Annotated in this window: 22 protein-coding genes; 18 read left to right on the forward strand and 4 right to left on the reverse strand. The window is 72.4% G+C overall.

All coding sequences use genetic code 11. The features are described 5' to 3' along the window. Positions 1–56 precede the first annotated feature (56 nt). Entirely contained in the window at positions 57–929 is an 873-nt protein-coding gene (locus IF29_RS0112995; RefSeq protein WP_051725245.1) for an alpha/beta fold hydrolase, read from the forward strand. Positions 930–1,004: 75 nt separating this feature from the next. Continuing rightward, complete coding sequence (locus IF29_RS0113000; protein WP_037595101.1) at positions 1,005–1,625, forward strand: TetR/AcrR family transcriptional regulator; 621 nt, start codon at positions 1,005–1,007, stop codon at positions 1,623–1,625. Positions 1,626–1,633: 8 nt separating this feature from the next. Here the strand turns inward: IF29_RS0113000 and IF29_RS0113005 are convergent, their stop codons facing one another. Then, positions 1,634–2,485, reverse strand: a complete 852-nt coding sequence (locus IF29_RS0113005) for a helix-turn-helix transcriptional regulator (protein ID WP_030253617.1) — start codon at positions 2,483–2,485, stop codon at positions 1,634–1,636. A gap of 165 nt (positions 2,486–2,650) precedes the next feature. Here IF29_RS0113005 and IF29_RS0113010 point away from each other — a divergent pair, with 165 nt between their 5' ends. From IF29_RS0113010 to IF29_RS46835, 4 genes are all read left to right on the forward strand, one after another. Next, on the forward strand, positions 2,651–3,118 hold the full coding sequence (locus IF29_RS0113010) for a cupin domain-containing protein (protein ID WP_030253619.1): 468 nt from the start codon (positions 2,651–2,653) through the stop codon (positions 3,116–3,118). A gap of 76 nt (positions 3,119–3,194) precedes the next feature. Further along, the gene (locus tag IF29_RS0113015; RefSeq protein WP_051725246.1) at positions 3,195–4,175 is read left to right on the forward strand and encodes an alpha/beta hydrolase; all 981 of its coding nucleotides are present in this window, start codon (positions 3,195–3,197) and stop codon (positions 4,173–4,175) included. A 231-nt stretch (positions 4,176–4,406) separates the two neighbouring features. Continuing rightward, positions 4,407–5,450, forward strand: coding sequence for a glycosyltransferase family 2 protein (locus IF29_RS0113020; RefSeq protein WP_030253622.1), 1,044 nt, complete (start codon positions 4,407–4,409; stop codon positions 5,448–5,450). 110 nt (positions 5,451–5,560) lie between these two features. Then, positions 5,561–5,719 (forward strand): hypothetical protein, encoded by a 159-nt coding sequence (locus tag IF29_RS46835; RefSeq protein ID WP_198037434.1) that lies wholly within the window; start codon positions 5,561–5,563, stop codon positions 5,717–5,719. 26 nt (positions 5,720–5,745) lie between these two features. On the opposite strand, the gene IF29_RS0113030 is transcribed toward IF29_RS46835, so the two are convergent. Further along, positions 5,746–6,876, reverse strand: coding sequence for a hypothetical protein (locus tag IF29_RS0113030; RefSeq protein WP_051725247.1), 1,131 nt, complete (start codon positions 6,874–6,876; stop codon positions 5,746–5,748). A gap of 442 nt (positions 6,877–7,318) precedes the next feature. Here IF29_RS0113030 and IF29_RS0113035 point away from each other — a divergent pair, with 442 nt between their 5' ends. The 7 genes from IF29_RS0113035 to IF29_RS0113065 all read left to right on the forward strand — a co-directional run bounded on the left by IF29_RS0113035 (position 7,319) and on the right by IF29_RS0113065 (position 13,063). Next, positions 7,319–7,618, forward strand: coding sequence for a hypothetical protein (locus IF29_RS0113035; RefSeq protein WP_030253625.1), 300 nt, complete (start codon positions 7,319–7,321; stop codon positions 7,616–7,618). A 110-nt stretch (positions 7,619–7,728) separates the two neighbouring features. Beyond that, positions 7,729–9,075, forward strand: a complete 1,347-nt coding sequence (locus IF29_RS0113040; RefSeq protein ID WP_063757488.1) for an OB-fold domain-containing protein — start codon at positions 7,729–7,731, stop codon at positions 9,073–9,075. After that, a complete protein-coding gene (locus IF29_RS0113045; protein ID WP_030253629.1) occupies positions 9,072–10,265 on the forward strand; it encodes a lipid-transfer protein in 1,194 nt (397 codons plus the stop codon). The genes IF29_RS0113040 and IF29_RS0113045 overlap by 4 nt, the downstream gene beginning before the upstream one ends. Before the next feature lie 58 nt (positions 10,266–10,323). Further along, a complete protein-coding gene (locus IF29_RS0113050) occupies positions 10,324–11,343 on the forward strand; it encodes a GNAT family N-acetyltransferase (RefSeq protein ID WP_051725248.1) in 1,020 nt (339 codons plus the stop codon). Positions 11,344–11,574: 231 nt separating this feature from the next. Further along, positions 11,575–12,363 (forward strand): thioesterase II family protein, encoded by a 789-nt coding sequence (locus IF29_RS0113055; RefSeq protein ID WP_037595103.1) that lies wholly within the window; start codon positions 11,575–11,577, stop codon positions 12,361–12,363. Between the two features lie 124 nt (positions 12,364–12,487). Then, positions 12,488–12,727 carry a hypothetical protein gene (locus IF29_RS0113060; RefSeq protein ID WP_030253633.1) on the forward strand — a complete coding sequence of 80 codons (240 nt, stop codon included), beginning with the start codon at positions 12,488–12,490 and terminating at the stop codon, positions 12,725–12,727. Positions 12,728–12,853: 126 nt separating this feature from the next. After that, positions 12,854–13,063 carry a hypothetical protein gene (locus IF29_RS0113065; RefSeq protein WP_030253635.1) on the forward strand — a complete coding sequence of 70 codons (210 nt, stop codon included), beginning with the start codon at positions 12,854–12,856 and terminating at the stop codon, positions 13,061–13,063. On the opposite strand, the gene IF29_RS0113070 is transcribed toward IF29_RS0113065, so the two are convergent. Next, the gene (locus IF29_RS0113070; protein ID WP_332262535.1) at positions 13,041–16,157 is read right to left on the reverse strand and encodes an AfsR/SARP family transcriptional regulator; all 3,117 of its coding nucleotides are present in this window, start codon (positions 16,155–16,157) and stop codon (positions 13,041–13,043) included. The genes IF29_RS0113065 and IF29_RS0113070 overlap by 23 nt on opposite strands. Positions 16,158–16,475: 318 nt before the next feature. Between IF29_RS0113070 and IF29_RS0113075 the strand changes: the two genes are divergently transcribed. Further along, the gene (locus IF29_RS0113075) at positions 16,476–17,723 is read left to right on the forward strand and encodes a helix-turn-helix domain-containing protein (RefSeq protein ID WP_051725249.1); all 1,248 of its coding nucleotides are present in this window, start codon (positions 16,476–16,478) and stop codon (positions 17,721–17,723) included. A 118-nt stretch (positions 17,724–17,841) separates the two neighbouring features. On the opposite strand, the gene IF29_RS0113080 is transcribed toward IF29_RS0113075, so the two are convergent. Further along, positions 17,842–19,152, reverse strand: a complete 1,311-nt coding sequence (locus IF29_RS0113080) for an MFS transporter (RefSeq protein WP_030253640.1) — start codon at positions 19,150–19,152, stop codon at positions 17,842–17,844. A gap of 253 nt (positions 19,153–19,405) precedes the next feature. Between IF29_RS0113080 and IF29_RS0113085 the strand changes: the two genes are divergently transcribed. The 4 genes from IF29_RS0113085 to IF29_RS0113100 all read left to right on the forward strand — a co-directional run bounded on the left by IF29_RS0113085 (position 19,406) and on the right by IF29_RS0113100 (position 25,324). Further along, positions 19,406–20,668, forward strand: a complete 1,263-nt coding sequence (locus IF29_RS0113085) for a cytochrome P450 (RefSeq protein ID WP_030253642.1) — start codon at positions 19,406–19,408, stop codon at positions 20,666–20,668. Between the two features lie 99 nt (positions 20,669–20,767). After that, complete coding sequence (locus tag IF29_RS0113090; RefSeq protein WP_198037436.1) at positions 20,768–24,004, forward strand: non-ribosomal peptide synthetase; 3,237 nt, start codon at positions 20,768–20,770, stop codon at positions 24,002–24,004. Between the two features lie 103 nt (positions 24,005–24,107). Beyond that, positions 24,108–25,055 (forward strand): chlorinating enzyme, encoded by a 948-nt coding sequence (locus tag IF29_RS0113095; RefSeq protein ID WP_037595105.1) that lies wholly within the window; start codon positions 24,108–24,110, stop codon positions 25,053–25,055. Continuing rightward, positions 25,052–25,324 carry an acyl carrier protein gene (locus IF29_RS0113100; protein ID WP_051725251.1) on the forward strand — a complete coding sequence of 91 codons (273 nt, stop codon included), beginning with the start codon at positions 25,052–25,054 and terminating at the stop codon, positions 25,322–25,324. Before IF29_RS0113095 ends, IF29_RS0113100 begins: the two co-directional genes overlap by 4 nt. The last annotated feature ends 123 nt before the right edge of the window (positions 25,325–25,447 follow it).

Consider the following 25,447-nt stretch of genomic DNA (forward strand, 5'->3'; position numbering starts at 1 on the left):
CTGCCTATGCTCATGCAAGTCAGCTCTCGTGAACGCGACGACAAGGACCCGGCATCATGACCTCCCCCGTCTCCATCAGCGGCACCAGCACCACCCGGATCGTCGACCTGGCCGGCGGCCTCTCGCTGACCGTCGCCGAGTACGGCACCAACACCGACGGCAGCGCCGTACTGCTGCTGCACGGCGGCGCGGGACCGCGCACCATGGCCGGCCTGGCCACCGCGCTGTCCGAGCACGTCTACGCGATCGCCCCGACCCACCCCGGCTTCGACGGCACCGACCGCCCCGACGGCTTCGACACCGTCGCCGACATCGCGGTGGCCTACCTGGACCTGCTGGACGCGCTCGACCTCACCGGCGTGATGGTGATCGGCAACTCGGTCGGCGGCTGGATCGCCGCCGAGATGGCGCTGCGCGACACCCGCGGCCGGATCGGCGCACTGACCCTGATCAACGCGGTGGGCATCCACGCCCATCTGAAGCAGAACCAGGTCCTCGACACCCGGGTGATGGCCCCCACCGAGATGACCCAGCTGTCCTTCCACAACCCGGCCTTCCGGCCGGACTTCTCCACCTTCAGCGACCAGCAGCGCGCCGCGGCCGCCGCCAACCAGCGTGCTCTGGCCACCTACGCCGGCGAGGCCTTCACCCACGACCCCAAGCTGCGCGGCCGGCTGCACCGGGTCACCGTGCCGGTGCTGGTCGTCTGGGGCGAGCAGGACGGGATCGCGCCGCTCGGCTACGGCCGCGGCTTCGCCGACTCCTTCCCCGACGGCCACTTCGCCCCGATAGCCGAGGCCGGCCACTTCCCGCAGGTCGAGCAGCTGGGCCGGACCCTGGGGGCCATCGGCGACTTCGTGGACACCGTCGTCAAGCCGGGCGGGGATGTCGACGCGGTCGCCGGCGCGGTCGCCGGCTCCGTCGGCTGAGCATCATGATCGGCTTCCTGGTGAGAGTATGCTCTCATGACAGTAGGGGCCTTGCGTCGTACGAAGGGTGGATCGATGACATCGCAGAGCACCATGGGACGCGCCAACCAGAAGCTGCGCACCCGTACCGCGATCGTCCAGGCCGCGGCCGAACTCAGCCGTACCGGCCGGGAGGTGACGATGCCCGAGGTCGCCAAGGCGGCCCTGGTGTCCGAGGCCACGGCCTACCGCTACTTCCCCGACCTGGCCAGCCTGCTGCAGGAGGCCATCGCCGGGCAACTGCCCAGCGCGGAGGAGGCGCTCCAGCCGGTGGCCGGCTCCGTGGACCCGGTGGAACGCGTCGCCGCCGCGACCGAGTTCCTGCTGCGGCACGTGCTGACCCGGCAGGGCGTGGTCCGCGCCATGATCGCGGCCACGGTGATCCGGCCGGGTGGCGCCGCCGCCCGTCCCGGCCTGCGCTTCGGCCTGATCGACCATGCGCTGGCGCCGCTGGACGGCACCCTGGGCGTCGCGGACCCGGCGGCGCTGACCCAGCTCAAGCAGGATCTCGCCGTGGTGGTCAGCGCCGAGGCCCTGTTCGTCCTGACCGATCTGCAGGGGCTGGACCCCGAGGCCGCGATCAGCAGCCTGGTGCACACCGCCACGACGCTGACCCGGGCCGCACTCCCGGACCGCCGCCGGCCCGGCGGCGGGTGAGCCCCGCATTACCGGACGGAAAGACGCAGCCTTTCCAGCTTCTCCGCATCGGCGGTACCGGCTTCGGCCGTGTACGTAATGATGCGCAGATCGGAACCGGAGACCATCAGCACCTCCAGGTCGACCGTGATGTCCCCGAGTCGGGGATGCTCAATGGTCTTCCGGTCCCCGCCGATGGCGCCGACCGTGCCGCTGGACCACAGTTCGGCAAAGCGCGGACTGGTTCTCGTCAATCGCTCGACGAGTGCGGCCAGGCGTCGGTCGGCGGGATAGGCGGCGGCGGTCGAACGCAGATCGGCGACCAGTGCGGCCTCCTCGGCCGCGTCACCCGCCGAGGACCGCACCGGCCACTCGGCGATGGACTCCGGACGGTGCGGTCCGGCCCCGGTCGGACCGACCGACCGGAACATCCCGGCGACGAGATTGCGCTGGTCCCAGCCGTAGCTGTCCGGGTCGCCGATCAGCGCGGTCCACATCCGGTTCCAGGCGACCAAGGTCCAGTCGGCGGCGTAGACCGCGAGCGGGGTGTCCTCCAGCCGGAGCATCAACTGCCGGACCCGCACCGGCACCTGCATCGGCACGTCGCCGTCCGAGGGCGGCAGCAGACTGGCGCAGCGGAACAGGTGGTCGCGTTCGGCGGGGGGCAGCTGCAGCGCCCTGGCCAGCGCGGTCACCACCTGGGCCGAGGGATTGCGGGCCCGGCCCTGCTCCAGCCGGACCACGTAGTCGACCGAGACCCCGGACAGCCGGGCCAGTTCCTCACGGCGCAGCCCCTGGACCCGCCGGCCGTCGCCGTCCGGCGGGGACAGCCGTTCACGCCAGCCGCGCAGCGCGATACCGAAATGATTCGTCGTCGCCATCAATCGCATCGTAACCAGGCCGGAGGTGGGGTGGTACTGCTGTTCCCACCCTCTTACCTTGCGGTAACGGCGTGTTCAGGAGAAGCATCCAACACGTCCGTTTTCTCATTTCCGGATGCCCGGGAAAACAGGTTCCCGGGAAAGCGAAACGAAAGGGACCTCCCCATGAGCATGGCCTACCTGGCAGAGCCCGATCAGCAGCAGAAACTCGAATGGCTCGACGGCGGGATCTTCTCGGTGCTCCTGGACAGCGCCGCCACCGACGGGCAGTTGACGGTCGGCCGGTTCACCGTCAACAAGGGCGAGGCCCCGCCGTACCACATGCACACGCGCGAGGACGAGGTCTTCATGCTCATCAAGGGCGAAGCGCTGGTGTGGTCCGACGACCAGGAGATGGAGCTGTCCGAGGGCGGCATCGTCTACCTGCCCAAGAACGTCCCGCACGGCTACCGGATCACCTCGGACGCCGCCGACCTGCTGATGATCTGCACCCCCGGCGGGATCGAGGGGATGTTCCGCCATGCCGGACGCGATCTGGCCACGCCCCGCCCCGAGGGCTTCCAGATCTCCAGGGACCGCATGGCCGAAGCCGCCGACATGTACGGCCAGATCATCCTCGGCCCGCCGCGCTGATCCAGGTCCCGCCCGCACCGAACCCCGAGCTCCGCTGAGCTCCCCCGAACTCCCCTTGCCCGAAAGGCACCTCCTCATGACCCGGCAGCAACGCCAGACCCTGGACGAACTCCTGCGGCACGGCCCGCTCGACATCGGCGGCGACGTCGTCGAACAGCGCGCCGTCTTCCACGAGATGATCGCGTCGATCCCGCTGCCCGCCGACGTCTCGCTCACCCCGGACCAGCTCGGCGGGGTGCCGGTCCTCACCGTGGAGACCCCCGGCAGCGATCCGTCGACCGTGCTGCTCTACTTCCACGGCGGCGCCTACGCCATCGGCTCGGCGGCGGACGGGGCCGGCCTGGCCGCCGACGTGGCCCGGCGGGTCGGCGCCCGGGCCGTCAGCGTGGAGTACCGGCTCGCCCCCGAGCACCCCTTCCCCGCCGCTGTCGACGACGCCGTCGCCGCGTACCGGGCGCTGCTGGACCAGGGCGTCCCCAGCGACAGGATCGCCTTCGTCGGCGAGTCCGCCGGCGGCGGCCTGGTGGTCGCCGCGCTGGTCGCGGCGAAGGACGCGGGACTGCCGCAGCCGGCCTCGGCTGCGGTCTTCTCGCCCTGGACCGACCTCACCCTGTCCGGCGGCAGCCTGGTCGGCAAGGCGGCTGTCGACCCGTCACTGACCGCGGCCGGCCTGCGCACCCGGGCCGGTGACTACCTGGGCGCCACGGACCCCGCCGTGCCGACCGCCAGCCCGCTGTTCGCGGACCTGACCGGGCTGCCGCCGCTGCTGGTCCAGGTCGGCTCGCACGAGATCCTGCTCGACGACGCGACCCGGCTGGCGGCCCGCGCCGCCGAGCACGACGTCCGGGTCGACCTCCAGGTCTGGCCGCAGGTGCCGCACGTGTTCCAGTCCTTCGCGGCGATGCTGGACGAGGCCGACGCCGCCCTCGACGCCGCGGCGGCCTTCGTCCGGGCCCAGTGGGCCGGTGCCGCCGCCGAACAGGCCACCGCCGAACAGGCCACCGCCGAGCAGGCCGAGCAGGGCTCCGAGCTGCAGTCGCAGGGGGCGCCGTCCTGACCCGGACCCCTACCTGTGAATGCGCATAGGTTCCTTGCCTGAGCGTGCAGATTCCGTGCAGACTCTGCGAAGGATTGGCCAGGTCGCCCGAGCGGAGCCAATGCGGATGAGCCGGAGCTTCAGGTGCGCCAGGTGGCGGGGACAGTGCAGACGCGGCCGCACGGGGGCGGCCGCCACGGGTCCCGTCGTGCCCATGCCGCAGCGGACGACTTCACCGAGGGCGTTCCGCGGCTGGTCGTGCTGATACCCGCGCACAACGAGCAGGACCGGATAGCCGACGCCATCCGCGGCATGCAGCAGCAGACCCGGCCACCGGACCTGATCGTGGTCGTCGCCGACAACTGCACCGACGCGACCGCCGAGATCTCCTGGGAGTGCGGCGCCGACGTCTTCGCGTCGGTCGAGAACATCCACAAGAAGGCCGGGGCGCTCAACCAGGCCATCGCCTGGGTCCTGCCGCACCTCGCCGACCGCGACCTGATCCTGGTCCAGGACGCCGACACGGTGCTGAACCCGTGGTTCGTCGAGACCGCGATGGCGACCTTCAACCGCAAGGTCGGAGCGGTCGGCGGGGTGTTCTACGGCGAGCCCGGCGGCGGTCTGCTCGGACTGCTCCAGCGGATGGAGTTCCAGCGCTACGCCTGGGAGATCGAGCGCAACGGCGGCAAGGCCTCGGTGCTCACCGGCACCGGCACCATGTTCCGCGCCCGGGTGCTCCGCGAGGTCCGGGCCGCGCGCCGGTCCGGACGGATCGGCGGCGGCACCGAGTGCTACAGCCTCGCCTCGCTCACCGAGGACGACGAGATCACCAAGGCCGTCAAGACCCTCGGCTACCGCACCATGTCGCCGTCCCGCTGCTCGGTGACCACCGAGGTGATGACCAGCCTGCCCAAGCTGTGGCACCAGCGGATGCGCTGGCAGCGCGGAGCCCTGGAGAACCTCCGTGACTACGGCTGGACCAGGGTGACCGCGCGCTACTTCCTGCAGCAGATCATGATGGGCTTCGGCGCGCTGAGCTTCCTGGTCTACCTGGCCTTCATGACGCTGACCCTCACCGTGTACGGCTGGCCCGGACTGTCACCGGTGTGGACCGCGATCGGTTCGGTCTTCGTGGTCGAGAAGGTCGTCTCGGTGCGCCGGGCCGGCCCCGCCGCCGTCCTGGTCGCGCTGCTGATGGTGCCCGAGATGCTCTACGACCTCTTCCAGCACGCCGTCTACTTCGCCTCGTTGTGGGGTCTGGCCCGGCGCAGCGAGGAACGCTGGGTCGCCACCTGATCCCCGGGCCCGCTCGTCCGAGCGGCCCGGCCGGCCCCCTCCGGGGCGCAGCAGTCCCTGTCCGACAGCCCTGTCCGACAGTCCCCGACGATCAACCGAGGAGACGATCGATGTACGGAAGAGTGATAGGTGCCGGCACCACGGGTACGGCGGGGGCCACCCTGGCCGCCACCGGTGTCTGGATCAACAACATGGCGGTCCTGGTGGCGGCCACCACCCTGATCGCCGCCGGCCTGGCGCTGTACAAGCTGATGCCGCGCCGCCGCTAGCCGGTGGCACCGGTCCCCGGCGCGGTTCAGCGGTCCCGCAGCCACTTGGCGAGGCGGCCCGCTGCCGCGTCGGTGACCCGTCCCAACTGCTGGGCGGTGCGCACGAGTTCCTCCTGGAGCTCGGCACGCCCCGAGGCGGCGGTGGTCACCGCGGGCGGCGCGGGTGCGGGTGCCTCCGGGAGCGGCGGGCCACTGAGGACGGGCACGCTCCGGTACCCGATCGGGCCCTCGTTGACCCGCTGGTAGATGCCGACGAAGCCGGAGCCGTCCGGCAGCAGCGCTATCGAGCCGCCGTTGGTCCGCTGGTCGCGCCAGCTGACGCGCTCCAGGGGCACACCGCCGTGGTCCACCAGCAACCGCAGTTCACCGGAGTCGTGCCAGCCGCCGCCCCAGCCCTCCTGGGTGCTGAAGCGGTGCACCGGGGCGCCGGAGGTCCCGTCGGGATGGGCCCGGCGCTCGGCGAGACGCCCGCGGAACTCGGCGACGGTGCCGTCCGCGGCCCGGTGGTGGCCGAGGAAGTCGGTCATCGCGGACTGGAAGACGGCCGCCCCCTCGGCGCCGTCGACGCTCCGCCAGGAGACCTGCGACGGCAGGGCGTGCTCGCCGCGGTCGACGTGCAGGTGCAGCGGCGGGGCCGGCACCCAGTTCTCCGCACCGACCGGCCGCCGTTCGGTGCGGAAGGCGAAGACCGCCCGCTCGGCGGCCTTGGCGCCCATCGCCCGCTCGGAGCGGTCCCGCTCATAGACCGAGTCGACGGTGATCCGGTACAGCCAGAGCATGGTGGCCGACTTGGGCGAGCTGCGCACCGCCACGGTGTTGGTGCCGGGGTGCAGCTGCTCGCCGGGCACGGCGTAGGCGAGCGTCTGCGGCAGGTCGCCGCCGCCGGGGACGGTCAGCGCCTCGACCAGGGGCTCGCCGTTGACCACCAGGTCCATCGGCGCGAACCCGGGGGACGGCCCGAGCTTGGACGTCAGCAGCGTCACCTTGAGCGTCGCCTCGATGATCTGTTCGCCGGGCGCCACCTCGAAGTCCAGCTCGGCACTCCCGCCCGCCCCGAGCTTGAGGTGGTCCCCGCCGAAACTGCTGCCGGCGTTGCGCACCACTCCGTTGCCGAGCAGCGGCGGGGACACCGAGAAGTCGGCGAACGTGGGCTCCATACGGGACTCCTGACAGTCGGTCGGTCCGGTGATGCTACTGCCGTCCACTGACACCGGCCGGGCGCGGGTGGACCCTCGCCTGCGTCGCCGTGGAGGGCGGATTGACGGGTGATGAATACTTCGGCGGGTTGACGTACGGAGGGTGGCCGCACGCCCGGGGGCGTGCGGTTTTCGCAGGCCGCGAGCCCCCGGCGGGGCCGAGCGGGTGGCTGCGGACGGCCGAATGGGCGGTGACACAAGGGAGAACCGTTACGACCCGAACTGTTGGTCGTTCGGGGGTTAGGGCTCCCTTGTCACGCTTATGGGGGAATTAGGCTGTCAGGGTTGGATATTTGTCGACTCACTGGGTCAGTCTTGCGGAGCGACGTCGCAGTCAGGGAGGGCCCCATCTGGCCATGGGCCGTCCCACATGCACTCCGGCTTCCACTACTTGGAGGATTTCATGTCCCGTATCCGTATCGCCCTCGCCGCCGCCCCGGTCGCCATCGCGCTGCTCCTCGCCGGCGCCGGCGCCGCCTCGGCGGACGACGGTTCCTTCGCGAGCGACCACTCCAACAGCAGCATCGTGTCGAACACCGGCAGCGGCAACCTCAGTGGATGGGTGGACGGCAACTCCAACTGGACCCAGCAGACCGCGACCGGGTCGGGCGCCTCCAACGCCAACAACACCCTCGGGGTGAAGGACAACTCGGGCGCGGTGTACAGCAGCCAGTCCAACAGCAATGTGCGCATCTTCTTCTAGGTTGTTCTAGCAGTCAGCCCCGGGGCCGGTCCCACGCCCCGGGGCCGACTGCTGTCTTGACGCATGCACGGTCTTGACTCACGTGCGGTATCTGACGCACAGTCAGATTCGTGACCGACACCTTCCAGGCCTACACCGGACGCCCCGCCGCCGTGGGCGGCCGGGCGCTGGATCCCGTCAACGCCCCGATGATCCGCCACTGGTGCGAGGCCATGGGCGACGCCAACGCCGCCTACACCGGACCGGGCGCGGTCGCCCCGCCCGCGATGCTCCAGTCCTGGACGATGGGCGGGCTCGGCAACGGGACGGGCCCCGGGAGCGGGGCGACCGGTCGCAGCGCGGCCTACGACGAACTCCTCGGGACGCTGGACGCCGCCGGCTTCACCTCGGTCGTCGCCACCGACTGCGAGCAGGAGTACCTGCGGTCGCTGCGTCCGGGACAGCGGGTGCTCTACGACTCCGAGATCGAGTCCGTCTCCGCGGAGAAGACCACCGCCCTCGGTGTCGGACGCTTCGTCACCACCCGGACCGACCTCCGGGCCTACGACGAGGCCGCCGGGGAGAAGCCGGAGGAGGCCGTGCCGGTGGCCACCCACCGGTTCCGGATCCTGAAGTTCCGCCCCGCGGCGCGGGAGGTGAACGAGGCGGCTGCCGGTGAGCGCGCGCTGCGCCCCCGTCCCGTCGTCAACCGCGACAACGCGGGCTTCTGGGCCGGGGTCGCCGAGGGCGAACTGCGCTTCCAGCGCTGCACCGACTGCGGTACCGCCCGCTTCCCCTGGCTGCCGGGATGCAACGCCTGCGGCTCGGACGCCTGGACGGCGGAGCCGGCGGGCGGCGCGGGCACGGTCTACTCGTACGTGGTGGTGCACCATCCGGTCCCGGCCGCCTTCCGGGGCAGCAGTCCGTACGCCGTGGCCCTGGTCGAGCTCGACGAGGGCGTGCGCATGGTGAGCAACGTCCTCGGCCTGCCGGCCGCAGAGGTCCGGATCGGGCTCCCGGTCCGGCTGGACTTCGAGCGCTGCGACGAGGAGCTGACCCTGCCGGTCTTCCGTCCCGCCGGTCCGGACGACCTCCCGCCGCTGCGCATCCCGGTGACCCGCACCCTCATCGTCGCCGGAGCCATCGCCTCCCGGGACTACCAGGACGTGCACCACGACGTGGAACTCGCCCACGCCAAGGGGGCTCCGGACATCTTCATGAACATCCTCACCAGCAACGGCCTGGTCGGCCGCTACGTCACCGACTGGGCCGGGCCGCGGGCCCGGCTCACCGGGATCTCGGTACGGCTGGGGGTCCCCGCCCACCCGGGCGACGAACTCACCTTCACCGGACGGGTGACCGGGCGGGACGGCCCCCGGCTCACCGTCGCCGTCACCGGCCGCACCCGGCGCGGCGCGCACGCCACCGCCACCGTGCGCCTCACCCTGGATGACCTGACCGCCGAGGAGCAGTCGTGAGCCTGCACCGAGCGGACACGCTGGGCGGCCGGGCCGCCGTCGCCGGCATCGGTGCGACCGAGTTCTCCAAGGACTCCGGACGCAGTGAGCTGAAGCTCGCGGTCGAGGCCGTGCACGCGGCCCTCGACGACGCCGGACTCCGTCCACAGGATGTGGACGGACTCGTCACCTTCACCATGGACACCAACCCGGAGATCACCGTCGCCCAGGCGGCCGGCATCGGCGAGCTCAGCTTCTTCTCGCGGATCCACTACGGCGGCGGTGCCGCCTGCGCCACCGTCCAGCAGGCCGCCCTCGCGGTCGCCACCGGCATCGCCGAGGTGGTGGTCTGCTACCGCGCCTTCAACGAGCGGTCCCAGCACCGCTTCGGCACCGGTCTGATGTCCCGTCAGGCCTCGGCCGAGGGCGTGGCGATGGGCTGGACCATGCCCTACGGGCTGCTCACCCCCGCTTCCTGGGTGGCCCTGCACGCCCAGCGCTACCTGCACAGCTACGGGCTGACCCCGGACGCCTTCGCGCCGGTCGCGGTCGCCGACCGCTTCCACGCCGCGACCAACCCGGCCGCCTACTTCTACCGGCGCCCGATCACCCTGGCGGACCACGCCGCCTCCCGCTGGATCGTCGAGCCGCTGCGGCTGCTCGACTGCTGCCAGGAGACCGACGGCGGCCAGGCCCTGGTGGTCACCACCCCGGAACGCGCCCGCGACCTCCGGCACACCCCCGTCGTGATCGCCGCCGCCGCCCAGGGCGCGGGCCGCAACCAGGAGGCGATGACCAGCTTCTACCGGGACGGCCTGACCGGCCTGCCGGAGATGGGCGTGGTCGCCCGTCAGCTCTGGCGCACCAGCGGGCTGACCCCGGCCGACATCGACACCGCCGTGCTCTACGACCACTTCACCCCGTTCGTGCTGATGCAGCTGGAGGAGTTCGGCTTCTGCGGCCCGGGCGAGGGAGCCGACTTCGCGGCCGGCGGCAGGCTGCAGCTGGGCTGGGACGGTGCCGGGGGCCTCCCGGTGAACACCCACGGCGGCCAGCTGGGCGAGGCCTACCTGCACGGCATGAACGGCATCGCGGAGGCGGTCCGGCAACTGCGCGGCACCGCCGTCAACCAGGTCCCGGGCGCGCAGCGGGTCCTGGTGACCGCCGGCACCGGAGTACCCACCTCGGGTCTGGTGCTGGGACGGGAGTGAGGCCTGCGGCGCGAATGCGGTTGACCATCTTCCTCCGGGCCTCGGAGGATGGTCGTCCATGAGCAGTGACAGCGGCTACACCTGGCGTCCCATCACCGTCGACGACACGGACACCTTCCTGCGGTTGCGCCACGCCCTCGCCGAGGCGGACGACACCGGTGACCACTTCGGCCGCGACCAGGTCACGGAGACGTTCGCGTCCTCGTACATCGACTTCCCGCGCGGCTCCGTCGGGGTCTTCACCGAGGGTGGGGTGGTCGAGGACGGGGAGGCAGAGGGCGGGGAGATGGTGGCGTACTGCTATCTCCAGGCGCGGACGGCGGCCGATCCGGTGCACGAGTTCCGGATGAGCGGTGGGGTGCACCCGGGGCACCGGGGGCGCGGGCTCGGGACGCGGCTGCTGGAGTGGGCGGCGGAAGCCGTGGTGCCGCTGCACCTGGAGCGTTTCCCGCAGGCGCCGCTGAGCCTCAACATCGGGACGCTGGTCGGTCACACCGCCATGGAGCAGCTGTTCGCGGACCAGGGCTACCAGCAGCGCCGTTGGTTCAACACCATGCGGATCGACCTGGGCCGGGAACTGCCCGGGGCGCCGCTTCCGGAAGGGGTGACCGTGCGGACCTTCGCGCCCGAGTGCTCCGAGGACGCCAGAACCGTCCGCAACGAGGCCTTCCGCGACCACTGGGGTTCGACCGAGACCAGCCCGGAGATCTGGCAGCAGGTCACCAGCGGCTCCGCGTTCCGGCCGGATCTCACGGTCGTCGCCTACCAGGACGGGGAGCCACTCGCGCTGGTGCTCACCGAGGAGTTCGACGAGTACCGGGCCGCCACCGGCAAGCGGGACCTCTACATCGGGCTGGTCGGCACCCGCCGCAGCGCCCGCGGGCGGGGGCTGGCCTCGGCGCTGCTCACACAGGTGCTGGCGCGGGCCAGGGCGGAGGGCTTCGACACCGCCTCGCTCGGCGTCGACGCCGACTCGCCCACCGGGGCCCTGGGCCTGTACCAGCGCCTCGGGTTCCGCGCCGAGCAGGTCTGGGTCGTCCAGAGCAAGCCGATCGGCGTCGGCGCGCCCGTGGTCTGACGCGGCGTCCGCCGGCGGCCGGTCCGCGCTTTCCCGGGACCGTGGATGGCGGACGAACGGACCGGTTCCCGGCACCATCCCTTCGACAGCGAATCATTGCAGGCACTCTGCCGGGAGCAGGCCTCGCCGTGCCCCGGACTGCCGGGTTCCTACCGCCGCACTGCCGACGAATTGCCTGGTCCGGGCGGGTGCGCCAGGCGGAGGATGGCAAGTCGGAGAAAGGGGTGGAAGGTGGCATCGAAGCCGACCAACCTGTGGATCACCGGGCGCTATGCCGTCGGTGAGCCGGAGGTACGCCTGATCTGCACACCGCAGGCGGGCGCGGGCGCCGGGGCGTTCTCGAACTGGCGCAGACATCTGCCGGAGGGGGTGGAGCTGGCCCCGGTGGAACTGCCGGGCCGCGGCACCCGGGAGAAGGAACCACTGCCGGCGGACGTGGAGGAGCTCGCCGACGCGCTCTTCGAGGGCCTGCGGGCCGAACTCACCATGCCGTACCTGCTGTTCGGGCACAGTCTCGGCGGCCTGCTGGCCTACGAGGTGGCCCGGCGGATCGAGGCCCGGGGCCTGCCGGCGCCGCTCGCCGTGCTGATCTCCGGGGCAAGGGCACCCCAGGTGCCCTCGCTGCGGACCATGTCCGACGTGGACGACGACCGGCTGCTGGGGTGGATCGCCGACAACGGCGGCCTGCCGAGGGAACTGCTCAGCTACCCGAGCTTCGTGGCGGAGATCCTCCGCGCGATCAGGACCGACCTGCGCTACGCCGAGCAGTACCTGCTGCCGGACCCGCCCGCGCTGTCCAGTCCGCTGCACGTCTTCGGCGGACTGGACGACGAGATCACACCCCCTGAGCAACTGCCGCGCTGGGAACGGGTCGCGGGCGGGGAGTTCAGCGTGACCATGCTCCCCGGCGGCCACGCCTTCCCGCACACCGACCCCGCCGCGCTGCTCGGATTCGTCCGGGAACTGCTGCGGGTGCCGGCGCTGGGACTCGGCGCCCGGGTCGGAACGGGGGTGGGCTGAGCGCGAGGAGCGGAGCGGTCATCGAGACCTGCACCACTTGCAAGCACCACGTGCATTGCCTGCACTACCTGCAAGTACCTGACGGCAGGACCGAACGGATGACGGAGGAACAGGAGGGAGCACAGTGTTCAGCGTCGAGACGACGACCAGCGGTGGTATGCACGAGATCGTCCGGATCCACGAGCTGGCCGAGGACGGAGTGGGAGAGGCGGCCGGACAGAGCGAGTCCGTGCTGGCCGAGGTGAGGACCGCGGTCCGCGGTCATCTGGACCTGCTGGGGCACGAGTCCGGCCCGGCGGTCACCGAGGTGGTGGTGTCCGACGTGGGCACCCGCGTCCTCAGCTCGCGTACCGGGCGGACCTGAACGGGGCCCGATACGTTCCCGGCGGGTACCGTCAGCGACGGGAAGGTGACGGTACCCGTTCGGGAACAGCCTCCGGGAATGTAGGCCATGTCGAAAGAAACGGCCTCACAAACCCAGGAGCATCCCATGAAGCGCACGATGGTCAGCCTCGCCGGTGTCGTAGTCGCCGTCCTCGCCCTCGGGCTGGGTGCGGGTGCCGCCGAGGTCACCGCGCACGGCACCGCCGGTCAGCACGGCACGCCGGCCCACGTGCGGCTCGCCGACGGCAAGAGCCCGACGGGCACCAGCACCACGGCCGCCAGCGACACCACGGTCACCCCGGCAGTTGCCGGGTGACCTGCGACGCCGGGCGGCGGCGACGGTCCGTCGGCACGCCCAGCAGCGCGAACAGCTCTTCGGCGGCGGTGTGGTGCACATCGGCGGCGACGGAGTCGCCGAGCGCGACCGCGGTCGCTGCCAGCCCCGCCAGCGCGTACGCCTCCTCGATCCGGAAGCTGATCGCAGCGGCGACCTTGTAGGCCTGACCGTGCAGCCGCTGCGCCTCCGCGTGACGGCCGAGACTGCGCAGCAGGCGACCCAGAACGTTCCCGACCTTGGCCCGCCGCAGCGGCGACAGACTCTGTTCGACCCGCTCCCGGGCCTGGTCCGCGAAGCCCTCGGCCTGTTCCAGATCCCCCGCCGAGTAGGCGACTTCCGCGGACAACGCCATGGTCAGCGCCATCTGCCCCGGTTCGCAGCGGTCCACGGGGAGACCGCGCGCCTCGGCCAGACACCTGCCGGCACCGTCGAGGTCCCCCAGGCCCAGCAGGGCCAGGGCCAGATCGGTCTGCGCGATCAGCGCGTTCTCGTGCCGGTCCAGTCCGCGGACCAGAGCCACCGCACGTTGCGCCGCCTCCGCGGCCTCCCGGTACCGTCCCCACTGCTCGTAGAGGGTGCTGAGCGCCGTCAGTGTGTCCGCCTCCGCGCGGGGGCTGTCGAGCTCGCGCTCCAGCGCCACCGCCTGTTCGAGGTGGCCGAGGGCCTCGGAGAACTGCCCCAGCAGGCTCTTGTACAGCCCGAGGGTGCCCTGACTGTGCGCCTCGGTGTGCCGGTCGCCGACCCTGACCGCGAGTTGCAGGCTCTCCGAGGCCACCTCGATGCCCTCGTCGTAGCGTCCCAGCTGCCAGCAGGCGACGCCCAGGTTGGCCAGGCTGACGCTGAGCAGCCCGGCGTCGCCCAGGTGCCGCGCGGACTGCACGGCGATCCGGGTCAGCTCGGCGAACTCGTCCAGGTTGCCCTGTGCGTTGAGGTAGAAGGCGACGTTGCGGCTGAGACAGACCGCGTGCCGGTGGTACCCGTCGGTGACCGCCCGGTGCACCACGCTGGCCAGCGTGATGTGCTCCTTGGCGAACCAGGTCTGCGCGCCCTCGGGCTTGAGCAGTCCGGGCTGGCGCAGCGGCGGCAGCTCCAGGCCGGTGGGGCGGCGGCTGCGGCCGGGGTAGAGCACCTCGCAGGCGGCCTCACTGGCGGTCAGGTAGTACTCCAGCAGCCGTTCGGCGGCGGCGGCGCGGTCGGCGGCGGCCAGCTCGTCGCAGAGACCGCGGGCGAAGCTGCGGACCAGGTCGTGGTAGGCGTACCGGCCCACCTCCGGCTGCTGCAGCAGATGCGCGTCGAGCAGCTGCTCCAGGTGGTCCTCGGTGTCCTGGACGGACTCCGCCAGCACCGCCGCCGCGGAGTGGGCGTCGAACTCCCGGCCCGGGTGCAGCGACAGACTGCGGAAGGCCCGCCGGCAGCTCTCCGGCAGGACCTGGTAGGACAGCCGCAGCGTCGTGGCCACCCCGCGTTCGCCGGAGTTGAGCTCGTCCAGCTTGCGGTTCTCGTCGCGCAGCCGCTCGACCAGGTACTGCAGGCTCCAGGCGCGGCGGTTGCGCAGCCGGGCGGTGGCGATGCGCAGGGCCAGCGGCAGGTAGCCGCAGAGGTGGGTCAACTCCCTGGCGGCGTCCGGCTCGGCCTCGACCCGCTCCGGGCCCAGCAGCTGGGCGACCAGCTGCAGGCTCTCCTCCGGCGCCAGCACGTCGATGGAGATCCACTCGGCGCCGTCCAGCTCCACCAGCCTGGCCCGGCTGGTGACCAGCACCAGGCAGCCGGGGGTGGTCGGCAGCAGCCTGCTGACCAGGGCGGCGTCGGCGGAGGCATTGTCGAGCAGCAGCAGCACCCGGCGCCCGGCCAGGACGGACTGCCACAGCAGCTTCTGGCCCACCAGGTCGTCCGGGATCCGGTCCTGGTTGACGCCGAGGGTGCGCAGCAGCACCTCCAGCGCGGTGCTGATGTTGACCGGGCGTTCGTCCGGGGAGAAACCGCGCAGGTCCAGGTAGAGCTGCCCGTCCGGGTAGTCGTCGGCGAGCAGGTAGGCGGCGCGCACGGCGAGCGAGGTCTTGCCGGTGCCGCCCATGCCGTCGATGGCGATGATGCGGGTGCGCTGCTCGTCCCGGCGCGCGGTGGCGAGCAGCTGGCCGAGCTCCTTGTCGCGGCCGACGAAGTCGGCGAGGTCGTAGGGGAGGGTGCGTGGTGCGGACGCCGCCTCGGCCTCGGTGCCCTGGTCGACCGGGATCGCCGGCCGGGCGACCGGGATCGGGGCGGGAACGGGCGCCCTCGGCGGCTCCGGTTCGGGCCGCCGCGGGGCGGGGACCTCGGCCGGCCGGGCGGGGCCGTCCAGTTCGGGGCTCTCGACCAGGATCTTCTCGTACAGCCGGGCCAGCTGCGGATCGGGGTCCACGCCGAGTTCCTCGGCCAGTTCCTCGCGCAGCCGCCCGTACTCGGTGAGCGCCTCGGCGCGCCGCCCGGAGCGGAACAGCGCCAGCATCAGCAGCCCGCGCAGGGTCTCCTGCAGCGGATGCCGGCTGGTGTGCTCGCGCAGGTCGCCGACCAGTTCCACGGACTTGCCGGAGGCCAGTTGGAGCTCGAAGTACTGCTCCACCACCTCCAGATGACGCTCCTCCATCACCCGGGCGACGGACTCGACGATGCCGCCCCCGCCGATCCCGGAGAGCGCGGGGCCGCGGCGCAGTGCGATCGCCGCCCCGAGCAGGACGGTGGCCTCCTCGGTGCGGCCCTGCTGGATCAGGGCCTTGGCCTCGCGGGCCTTGGCGTCGAACTGGGTCGCGTCCAGCGGGGTGTGCGCGGCGATGGCGTAGCCGGGACCGTCGGTGATCAGCACGTCGCTGCCGCCGGGAATGCGCCGGCGCAGGTCGGCGATGGCCTTGCGGACCTGGTGCGAGGCGGTGGTGGGCGGGTTGTCCGGCCAGGCCGCGTCGACCAGTCGGGACACGGTGAGCAGCTTGCCCGGCTCCAGCAGCAGAACGGCGAGGATGCGTCGCGCGATCGGGCCGCCGAGCTCCAGTCTTCGCCCGTCCGACCAGGCCTCCAGCGGGCCGAGGATGTTGAACTGCAATCCAGTGGCCGCCGACAGGGCTGGCGAATCATCAGGACTTCTGCCGGATATGCCACTTGTGCTCATGTACGCCCCCGCCTACCTGCCAGACCCACCCCGGGAAGTTCAGCTGTCGCATCATAGGCGTTGTACCTGCCAAGCGGTACAGCCCACAGTCGGTACACAACTTGGTGCACAACCCGGTACACAACCGGGAACGCGAGCAGGAACGCGAGCAGGAGTGGAACGGGAACTCCGTGTCCGACACTTCGTGCGTCGGCCAACGGGGCTGAGCACCGCTTCCCGCGGTGTCGTCTGTCGCACATGGAGGTGAACCACATGAACGACAACCTGTTGCTGCGCCTGCGCCTGCAGAGCGGGATGACGCAGGAGGAGCTCTCCGAGCGCTCCGGCATCAGCGTCAGAACCATTCGGAACTTCGAGCGCGGGCTGATCCAGCGACCGCGCCGCAGCTCCGTGGACATGCTGCTGGACGTCCTCGACCCCAGCCTCAAGGAGAAGCTCCGCTCCGCCCCGGTGGACGATCTGGGCATGCCGGTCGGCATGGCCGCCGAGTGGCTCAAGCTGGTGGGCCCGGAGCCGGGGGTCTGGCGCGGCAGCCGTCCGCCGCGCTCCTCGCTGGTGGGGCGCAGGGCCGAGACCGAGCTGCTGGCCGGGCTCGCGGTGGAGCAGCAGGTGGTGATCGTCACCGGCCCCGGCGGGGTGGGCAAGTCCCGGGTGGCCCTGGCGGCCGCGGAGAGCGCGGGCAGTGAGCTGCGCGACGGGGTGGCCGTGGTCGAGCTGGGGCTGATCCCCGGCGAGCGCGACCTGGCCGGGCCCGCCGTGCTGGAGCTGGCCGAGCAGGCCGTCGCCGACCTGCTGGGCGAGGAGGCCGCCGCCGGCGGCCGGCAGCAGTTGCTGCTCGTCCTCGACAACGCCGAGCACCTGCCGGAGACCGTCCCGCTGCTGGTCGACTGGCTGCTGGCGCGCAACCCCGGCGTGCACGTGCTGGTGACGGCCCGGCGGGCGCCGTCGGTGGACGGTGCGGTGCTGTGCGAGCTGGCGCCGCTGGGACCGGAGGCCGCGGTGGAGCTGCTGCTGGAGCGGCTCCGCACCGGCTGCCCCGATCTGGACCTCTCCGCGGACTCGGAGCGGCTGATCGCCCTGGTCGGACTGCTGGACGGGCTGCCGCGACTGATCGAGTTCGCCGCGCACCGGCTGCGGATGGTGCCGCTGGAGTCGCTGCTGGCGGACGGTCAGGCGGTGCGCCTGCTGAGCTCGGGCGACCAGCGGACGCTGCCGCACCAGCGCACCCCGGAGGCCAGCCTGCGCTGGAGCCTGGACCTGCTGGGCCGCCGGCACGAGCGGCTGCTGGCGCAGTTGGCCCGGGGTTCGCGCGGCAGTTTCCGGGTCGGTGAACTGGAGGTGGACCCCGGTGAGTTCTCCGAGCTGGAGGTGGTCGGGCTGCTGGCGGACCTGGCCGAGACCTCACTGCTCCAGGTGGACCGGAGCGGCCAGTACCGGTACCGGATGCTCCGTCACGTCCGCACCTTTCTGGACGGCCCCGGCGCGCTGGCCGGCGCCTGAGCCAGTCGCAACGCCTGTCGCAGTGCCTGTCGTAACGCCCGGCGCAACAGCGAGGCCCCCGCCCGGACTTCGGGTGGGGGCCTCGCCGTTGTCGGCGGGAGCGTCGGCCTCGGCCGGCTCAGCCCTGCGCGGGGTGCGGGACGGCTGCGACCACGCCGGGTGCGCTCTTCGCCGGTTCGGGCACCGCGAGTTCGGCCACCTCCCCGACTGGTGTGCCGAGGATCGCCAGGGCAGGGGCCACCATCAGCGCCACCGCCAGCGGGACCATCACGACCAGCAGGGCCAGCATGCCGCCGGGCGCCCCGAACAGGGCCACGAACAGTCCGGCCAGCAGCGGTCCGCACCACTCCAGCGCATAGGCGCCGAAACGGTTCACCGCGGCGACCCGGCCCAGCATCCCGTCCGGGACCAGCCGCATCAGATAGGTCGTCAGCACCACATTGACCGGGACGGTGGCCACCTGGGTGAGGCAGACCACCAGCGCGATCTCCCACACCTGCGGCACCAGCGCGGTGACGGCCAGTCCGAGGGTGAAGATCCACACCGCGCCGCAGAGCAGCACCCGGGCCCGGAACCGCCGGGCCACCGCCGGGGCGACCAGCGAGCCGGCGAAGCCTCCGGCCACGGTCGTCGCGCTGACCAGACCGATCGCGGTGGGGCCGCCGCCGCGGTGCGCGACCAGGGCGATCAGCAGCAGCAGGAAGGCCTGCGCGACCATGTTCAGCACCGAGGCCATCACCACCACGAAGCGCACGAACGGCTGCACCCGCACGAAGCGGAGGCCGGCCGAGACGTCCGCGAGCACCGAGGTCCGCGGAGCCGCCGCGTCACGGTCCGGGCCGAGCGGCCGGCGGATGTTGAGCGCGCCGAGGGCGGCGAAGACGAAGGAGAGCGCGTCCGCGCCGAAGGGCACCCAGCGGGCCAGCCCGAACAGCACGCCGCCGACCGGGGCGCCGAGCAGCTGCGCCAGCATGTCCCGGCTCATGGCCTGTCCGTTGGCGGTCGCCAGCTGCTCCTTGGGCACGATCCGGGCCAGCGCCGGGGTGCCCGCGCCCATCACCACGCCCGAGAGCAGACCGCTCAGCAGCGAGGCCGCCACCAGCAGCGGCAGCGACGGCCGGTCGGCCCGCGCCAGTACGGTCACCGCGGCCAGCACCGCGGCCTGGGCCAGCGGTCCGGCCACCAGGATGGCCCGGCGTGAGACCCGGTCGGCCAGCACACCGCCCCACAGTGCGGTGACCACGACGCCGAGCAGGTTGGCCGAGCCGATCACACCCGCCTTGCTCACCGAGCCGGTGCTCGCCAGGACGAGCAGCGGGAAGGCGATCGCCGAGACGCTGGTGCCCAGGGCGGAGAGGGTGTTCCCGGTCCACCACCCGACGTAGTCGCCGTTGCGCCACAGGGGCGGCTGGCGCTCTGGTTCGCTCACTGGTTCCTCCTGGGATGGGTCTGGCTGGGATGTGTCCGGCTGGGACGGGTCCCGGCACGGGTCCGTGTGCCCGCGCGACCCGTCCACTGTGGGGCGTGCACCCGGTGTCGGCCCAGGCACGTTCCGGTCGTGGTGCGGTCGTTGCGGCGGCATTCTTCCTGCCGGTCCGGTTGCCTGGTGGCGGCCGTGCTCCGGGGCTGGAATCTCCTCATCGCTCACGACAGGGGAGCGCCGTCCGACGGAGGTGAGACGCATGGCTGCCCAGGTACTGGACCTCGGTGTCGACCTGGCCGACCCGGAGACGTTCGCGAAGGACGACCTCGGGGCGTACTGGCGCCGGCTGCGTCACGAGGACCCGGTGCACTGGCAGCCGGCCGCCGCGGGCCGCCCGGGATTCTGGGTGGTCAGCCGCTACGCGGACCTGATGACCGTCTACCGCGACCCGGCCCGGTTCACCTCCGAGCAGGGGAACGTGCTGGTCACGCTGCTCGCCGGGGAGGACTCGGCGGGCGGCAAGATGTGCGCCGTCACCGACGGGGCGCGCCACCGCGAGGTGCGCAACGTGCTGCTGAAGTCCTTCTCGCCGCGGGTGCTGGCCCCGATCGCCGACCGGGTCCGCCGCAACACCGCACGGCGGGTGGCTCGGGCGGTGCTGCTGGGCGAGTGCGACTTCGCCGCCGAGGTCTCCGAGCACGTCCCGATGGCCACCGTCTCCGACCTGCTCGGGGTGCCCGAGTCGGACCGGGCCTTCCTGCTGGAGCGCAGCCGGGAGACGCTCAGCTCCGGCGAGGCCGGCCAGAGCGAGGAGGACGGCTGGAGCGCGCGCAGCGACATCCTGCTCTACTTCGCCGACCTGATGGAGCAGCGCCGCGGCGGCGACGCCGAGGACGTGATCAGCGTGCTGGTCAACGCCCGGATCAACGGCGCCCCGCTGAGCCGCGAGGAGATCGTCCTCAACTGCTACAGCCTGATCCTGGGCGGGGACGAGACCAGCCGGCTCACCATGAACGACGTCGTGCACACCCTGGCTGGTGAACCCGCGCAGTGGCAGGCACTGCGGGAGGGCGAGGTCGGCGCCGACTCCGCCTGCGAGGAGGCGCTCCGGTGGGCGACGCCCACCATGCACTTCGGCCGCACCGCGACCGAACGGGTGCTGCTGGGCGACCGGGAGATCCAGCCCGGGGACATCGTCACGGTCTGGCACTCCTCGGCCAACCGGGACGAGACCGTCTTCCCCGACCCGGACCGCTTCGACCTGGCCCGCACCCCCAACCGGCATGTGGCGTTCGGCTACGGACCGCACTTCTGCCTCGGGGCGCACCTGGCCCGGGTGGAGATCACCGCGCTGCTGGACGCGCTGCGCCGGTTCACCTCCGCGATCGAGGTCGCCGGGGAGACGGCCAGGTTCCACTCCAACTTCCTGGCGGGCTTCAGCCGCCTCCCGGTCCGGTTCACCCCCGACAAGGCCGGACTCTCCGCCTTCGCCGCCGAACTGAAGGCCGAACGCACCGCCTGACGGTGGATCACCGAAGCACCAGCCACCAGCCACGAACCACCAGCCACGAACCACCAGTCGCCAGCCACGAGCCACGACGAGTCACAGAGGATGCCCGACGTGAATTCCCAGGAGCGATCAGTAGAGACGGGCGAGCACCCCGACGCCCGGGTGACCCGGACCCTGGAGGGGATACTCTCCGCCGAGGGGCCGCTGAACGGTCAGGCCTCGCCCTTCCACGTCATGGTCAGCGCCCGGATCACCGGACCGCTGGACCGGGACCGGCTGCGCGCCGCGCTGGCCCGGGTGACCGGACGGCACGCCGCCCTGCGGACCGTGTTCACCCGCGACGCCGAGACCGGTGCCCTCGGCACCCGGGTACTGGCCGACTGGCAGCCGGTCGTGGTGGAGCAGGAACTGCCGACGGTCCCCGCGGACGCCGACCCGGTGCAGGTGCTGCACCGGCTGCTGACCCCCGCCGTGCCGGCCCAGCTGCGTCCCTACGAGGCGCCGCCGGTCCGCTTCGTACTGACCGCCGCCGGGCCCGGCCGCCATGTGCTGACCCTGATCGGCCACCACGTGGTGCTGGACGGCTGGAGCATCGGCCTGCTCTGGGAGGAGATCGCCGCTGACTACGCCGGTACCGCCGGGGACGCTGACGAGGCCCCCGGGATGGAGCTGCTCGCCGCGGCCGAGCGCACCGACGCCGTCGCCGCGCTGACCGCCGAGCGCGCTGCGATGCTCGCCGACTGGCCGACCGTCGTGGAGCTCCCCAGCGACCTGGACCGGCCCGCGGTCCGCACCTGCGCCGGGGTCCGACTGCCCTTCACCATCACCGAGTCGGCCCGGGCCGGCTGCGTGGCGCTGGCCGCATCGCTCGGCGTCAGCCGCAACGCGGTGCTCCTGGGCGCCTGGGCGCTGGTGGTGGCCCGGCGCACCGGACGGCAGCGGCTGCTGGTGGGCGTCCCCACCGTCGGCCGGCACAACCGCAGTGCCATGCGGGTCGTCGGCGGTGCCACCGGCCTCGGCCCGGTGGCCTGCGAGATCCCGGAGGACGGGACGGTGGCCGACTACGTCCGGAGCACCGCCCGGGCGCTGCGGGAACTGCTGCGGTACGGCCGGGTGCCGTTCGAGGACCTGGTGACCGGGCTGACCCGGGGCGGCGACCGCTCCCGCAACCCGCTGGCACAGATCGCCTTCGGCGCGCACAGCGAGCTGGTGCCGACCGTGCTGCCGGCCGGCGGGGTGGACTTCGAGATCTGCGTCGGGCACACCGGCGGCACCGCCTACGACGCCATGCTGCACGTGCTCGGCTGGGACGCCCAGCCGGCGCTGGAACTCGAGTACGCGACCTCGGTGCTGACCGCGCAGGAGGCGCTCGACCTGGCCGGCTCCTTCGAGCAGGCGCTGCTCGAACTGGCCGCCGCCCCGGACCGCCCGCTGGCCGAGGTCGGCACGGTCTCCCCGGCCCAGCGGCGCCGGCTGGACGCCCTGGAGCGCGGCCCCGAGGCGACCGTCGACGCGGGGCTGTGGCAGCTGATCGAGGAGGTGGCCGTACGCACCCCGGACGCCCCCGCGGTCCGCGCCGACGAAGCCCCGGAGTCGACCCTGACCTACCGTCAACTGCTGGATGCTGCAGCCGAACTGTCCGCGCGTCTGGCCGCCGCCGGGGTCGCCGAGGGCGACCGGGTGGGCCTGGCGCTGCGCCGCTCGGTCGACGAGATCGTCGCGATCGCGGCGGTCCTGCGGATCGGCGCCGCCTACGTGGGCATCGACGCCGGCAACCCGCCCGCGGCCAACACCGCGGTCCTGGACGGCGCGCAGGCACGGGTGGTGCTCGGCGACCCGGACCGGCTGGAGGCGCTGGGCGCCGCCGGGACCGGGCGCACCCTGCTGACCGTGGCACCGCCCGCCGCCACCGCGCCGGTCGGTGTCGCGCTGGTCGGCACCGCGCCGGTCGGCACCGTGCCGCCGCCCGCGCCCGCCGACCCCGACCGGATCGCCTACCTGGCCTTCACCTCCGGCACCACCGGCGCGCCGAAGGGCGCGATGATCCCCTGCCGGGGCGTGGTCCGGCTGGCCCACCGGCCGCAGTTCCTGCGGCCCGGGGCGACCGACCGCTTCCTGCGCCTGGCCCCGCTGGCCTTCGACGCCTCGACGCTGGAGATCTTCGCCCCGCTGCTGGCCGGCGGCACGATCGAGGTCTTCACCGGCCGGCACGTCACCGCCTCGGCGCTGGCCCGGGTGCTGGAGCAGCGCGAGGTCACCGGCCTCTGGCTCTCCGCGGGCCTGTTCCGCCTGGTCGCCGACTTCCGCCCGGCCGCCTTCCGCTCGGTGCTGCAGCTGCTCACCGGCGGGGACGTGGTGCCGCCGGCGCAGGTGGCCCAGGTCCTGCGGACCTGCCCCGGACTGCGCGTCAGCAACGGCTACGGGCCCACCGAGAACACCACCTTCACCACCGTCCACCATGTCGACGAACCGGCCGCCGCCACCGCGTCCGGGCTGCCGATCGGCCGCCCGATCCAGGGCACCGGCGTGCTGGTGCTCGACCGGTCCGGCCGACCGGTACCGCCCGGCGGCGTCGGCGAGCTGTACACCTACGGCGCCGGCCTGGCGGCGGGTTACGCCGGGGCGCCGGAGGAGACGGCCCGGGTCTTCGGGGAGTTCGGCGCCGCGGCCGGCGGCCGGCGGCTCTACCGCACCGGCGACCTGGTCCGCTGGGACGCCGAGGGCAACCTGCGCTTCCTCGGCCGCAGCGACCGCCAGGTCAAGGTCCGCGGCTTCCGGGTCGAGCCGGAGCAGGTGACCGCGGTGCTGCGGAGCCATCCCGAGGTCCGCGACGCCGCGGTGGCGGTGGTACCGCTCGGCAACGGCGACCACCAGCTGCTGGCCGCGGTCGTCGGCACCGCGCCCGGGCTCACGTCCGCGCTGCGCTCCTTCGCCGCCGGGCAGTTGCCCGGCCACGCCGTCCCCGGACTGTGGGCGCAGGTGGACGAGTTCCCGGTCACCGCCAACGGGAAGCTCGACCTGGACCGGCTGCGGCGCCTGGCCGCGGGCGAGGAGGCCGTCGCCCCCGCACCCGTCGCGGTCCCGGCGGCACCCGTCCGGTCCGAGGGCGACCGGCTGGTCTCGGTGGTCACCGAGGCCTGGGCCGAGGTCCTCGGCCACCGCGACTTCCGTCCCGACGACTGGTTCTTCGACGTCGGCGGCGACTCCCTGCTGCTGATCCGGGTCCACTCGATCCTCAAGGAGGCCCTGCCCGAGTACGAGGTCACCGTCGGCGACCTGTACGCCTGCAGCGCCATCGAGGACCTCGTTGCCAAACTCCGGGGCGCGCGGCAGCCCGCCGCCGCCTGAGGCCGTCCGCGGCCGTCCACACCGACCAGCCCGCCCGAACCGAACGAACCGAACCGACCGAACCAACCGAACCGACCGCATGATCCGAATGAGAGGAAGAGCTATGTCCCAGAACGACTTCTCGCTCACCCCCGAGCAGGTGGAGCAGTTCGAGCGCGACGGCTACATCGGCCCGTTCGACCTGTACGACCCGGCCGAGATGGAGCAGAACCTGCGGGCGCTGCGCCCCAAGCTGATCAGCACCAAGAAGTCGATCTACAGCGACGAGAAGCAGGCGTCGGCCATCTCCAACTACGACCGCCACTTCGACATCGACTTCCTGGCCGGCCACGTCACCCGTCCGGAGATCGTCGACCGGGTCGCCTCCATCCTCGGACCCGACACCCTGTGCTGGCGCTCGGAGTTCCTGGCCAAGTACCCCGGCGACGAGGGCACCGACTGGCACCAGGCCGAGGACTTCTCCAGCCTCACCGACAACGCCACCCCGCAGATCCAGTGGCCGGCCGACTCGGACCGCCGCGGCACCGTCACCGTATGGACCGCCTTCACCGAGGCCAGCGTCGAGACCGGGGCGCTGCAGTTCATTCCCGGCACCCACAAGGAGATGAACTACGACGAGACCAAGGGCCTGACCTACGACGCCGACATCATCAACAACCTGGAGAAGCAGGGCACCAACCGCGGCTTCTTCGGCTACGACTACCGCCAGCTGCAGAAGAACCCCGACTGGGCCCCGGACGAGTCCAAGGCCATCTCCGCGGTCATGAAGCAGGGGCAGTTCATCATCTTCTGGTCCACGCTCATGCACGCCTCGCACCCCAACACCAGCGAGGACCAGGCCCGCCTGGGCTACTCGGTGCGCTACCTGCCCACCGCCGCCCGCGTCTACCCGGGGCTCACCGAGCTGAAGGAGTTCGGCTCCACGGTCAGCCTCGCCCGCTACGGGGCGATCCTCACCTCCGGCGAGGACACCTACCAGCACAACACGTACGTACAGGAGACCGTGAACGGCTACGAGTTCCCGGTCCGTGACATTCGGAGGTCCGCATGACCGTGCAGACGACGGGGAGCCGTCCGGCGACCCAACAGGAGACCGAGGCCTGGGTGGCCGAGAGCTGGCGCGCCCTGGGGCTTGCGGTGGAGGGGCCGCAGACCGACTTCTTCGCGGTGGGCGGCACCTCGCTCGCGGCGGCGCGGTTCGTCGCCGGCGCCGAGGAACTGTTCGGCGAGGACGTGCTCCCGCCGGAGGACTTCTTCGAGGACAGCTCGGTGTCGGCCGTGGCCGCACTGCTCCTCCGCAACACCGGCGACGGGTCCTGACGGACCATCACCGCACTGACGCAGCAACCGCACCGCCGCGACACCCGCACCGATGTGACGTGGGGCCCCGACGAGCACGGCACCGCCCGTGCCGTCGCGGCCCCCGCGCCACCCCTCGGCCCA

This window comes from Streptacidiphilus jeojiense (genome assembly GCF_000719095.1).
GTDB classification, from domain to species: Bacteria; Actinomycetota; Actinomycetes; order Streptomycetales; family Streptomycetaceae; genus Streptacidiphilus; species Streptacidiphilus jeojiensis.

Excerpts from the sequence above, each read along its gene's own strand:
- IF29_RS0112995 (WP_051725245.1), top strand. The coding sequence starts at position 57 with ATGACCTCCCCCGTCTCCATCAGCGGCACCAGCACCACCCGGATCGTC.
- IF29_RS0113000 (WP_037595101.1), top strand. The coding sequence starts at position 1,005 with ATGACATCGCAGAGCACCATGGGACGCGCCAACCAGAAGCTGCGCACC.
- IF29_RS0113005 (WP_030253617.1), bottom strand. The coding sequence starts at position 2,485 with ATGGCGACGACGAATCATTTCGGTATCGCGCTGCGCGGCTGGCGTGAA.
- IF29_RS0113010 (WP_030253619.1), top strand. The coding sequence starts at position 2,651 with ATGAGCATGGCCTACCTGGCAGAGCCCGATCAGCAGCAGAAACTCGAA.
- IF29_RS0113015 (WP_051725246.1), top strand. The coding sequence starts at position 3,195 with ATGACCCGGCAGCAACGCCAGACCCTGGACGAACTCCTGCGGCACGGC.
- IF29_RS46835 (WP_198037434.1), top strand. The coding sequence starts at position 5,561 with ATGTACGGAAGAGTGATAGGTGCCGGCACCACGGGTACGGCGGGGGCC.
- IF29_RS0113030 (WP_051725247.1), bottom strand. The coding sequence starts at position 6,876 with ATGGAGCCCACGTTCGCCGACTTCTCGGTGTCCCCGCCGCTGCTCGGC.
- IF29_RS0113035 (WP_030253625.1), top strand. The coding sequence starts at position 7,319 with ATGTCCCGTATCCGTATCGCCCTCGCCGCCGCCCCGGTCGCCATCGCG.
- IF29_RS0113050 (WP_051725248.1), top strand. The coding sequence starts at position 10,324 with ATGAGCAGTGACAGCGGCTACACCTGGCGTCCCATCACCGTCGACGAC.
- IF29_RS0113065 (WP_030253635.1), top strand. The coding sequence starts at position 12,854 with ATGAAGCGCACGATGGTCAGCCTCGCCGGTGTCGTAGTCGCCGTCCTC.
- IF29_RS0113075 (WP_051725249.1), top strand. The coding sequence starts at position 16,476 with ATGAACGACAACCTGTTGCTGCGCCTGCGCCTGCAGAGCGGGATGACG.
- IF29_RS0113085 (WP_030253642.1), top strand. The coding sequence starts at position 19,406 with ATGGCTGCCCAGGTACTGGACCTCGGTGTCGACCTGGCCGACCCGGAG.
- IF29_RS0113095 (WP_037595105.1), top strand. The coding sequence starts at position 24,108 with ATGTCCCAGAACGACTTCTCGCTCACCCCCGAGCAGGTGGAGCAGTTC.
- IF29_RS0113100 (WP_051725251.1), top strand. The coding sequence starts at position 25,052 with ATGACCGTGCAGACGACGGGGAGCCGTCCGGCGACCCAACAGGAGACC.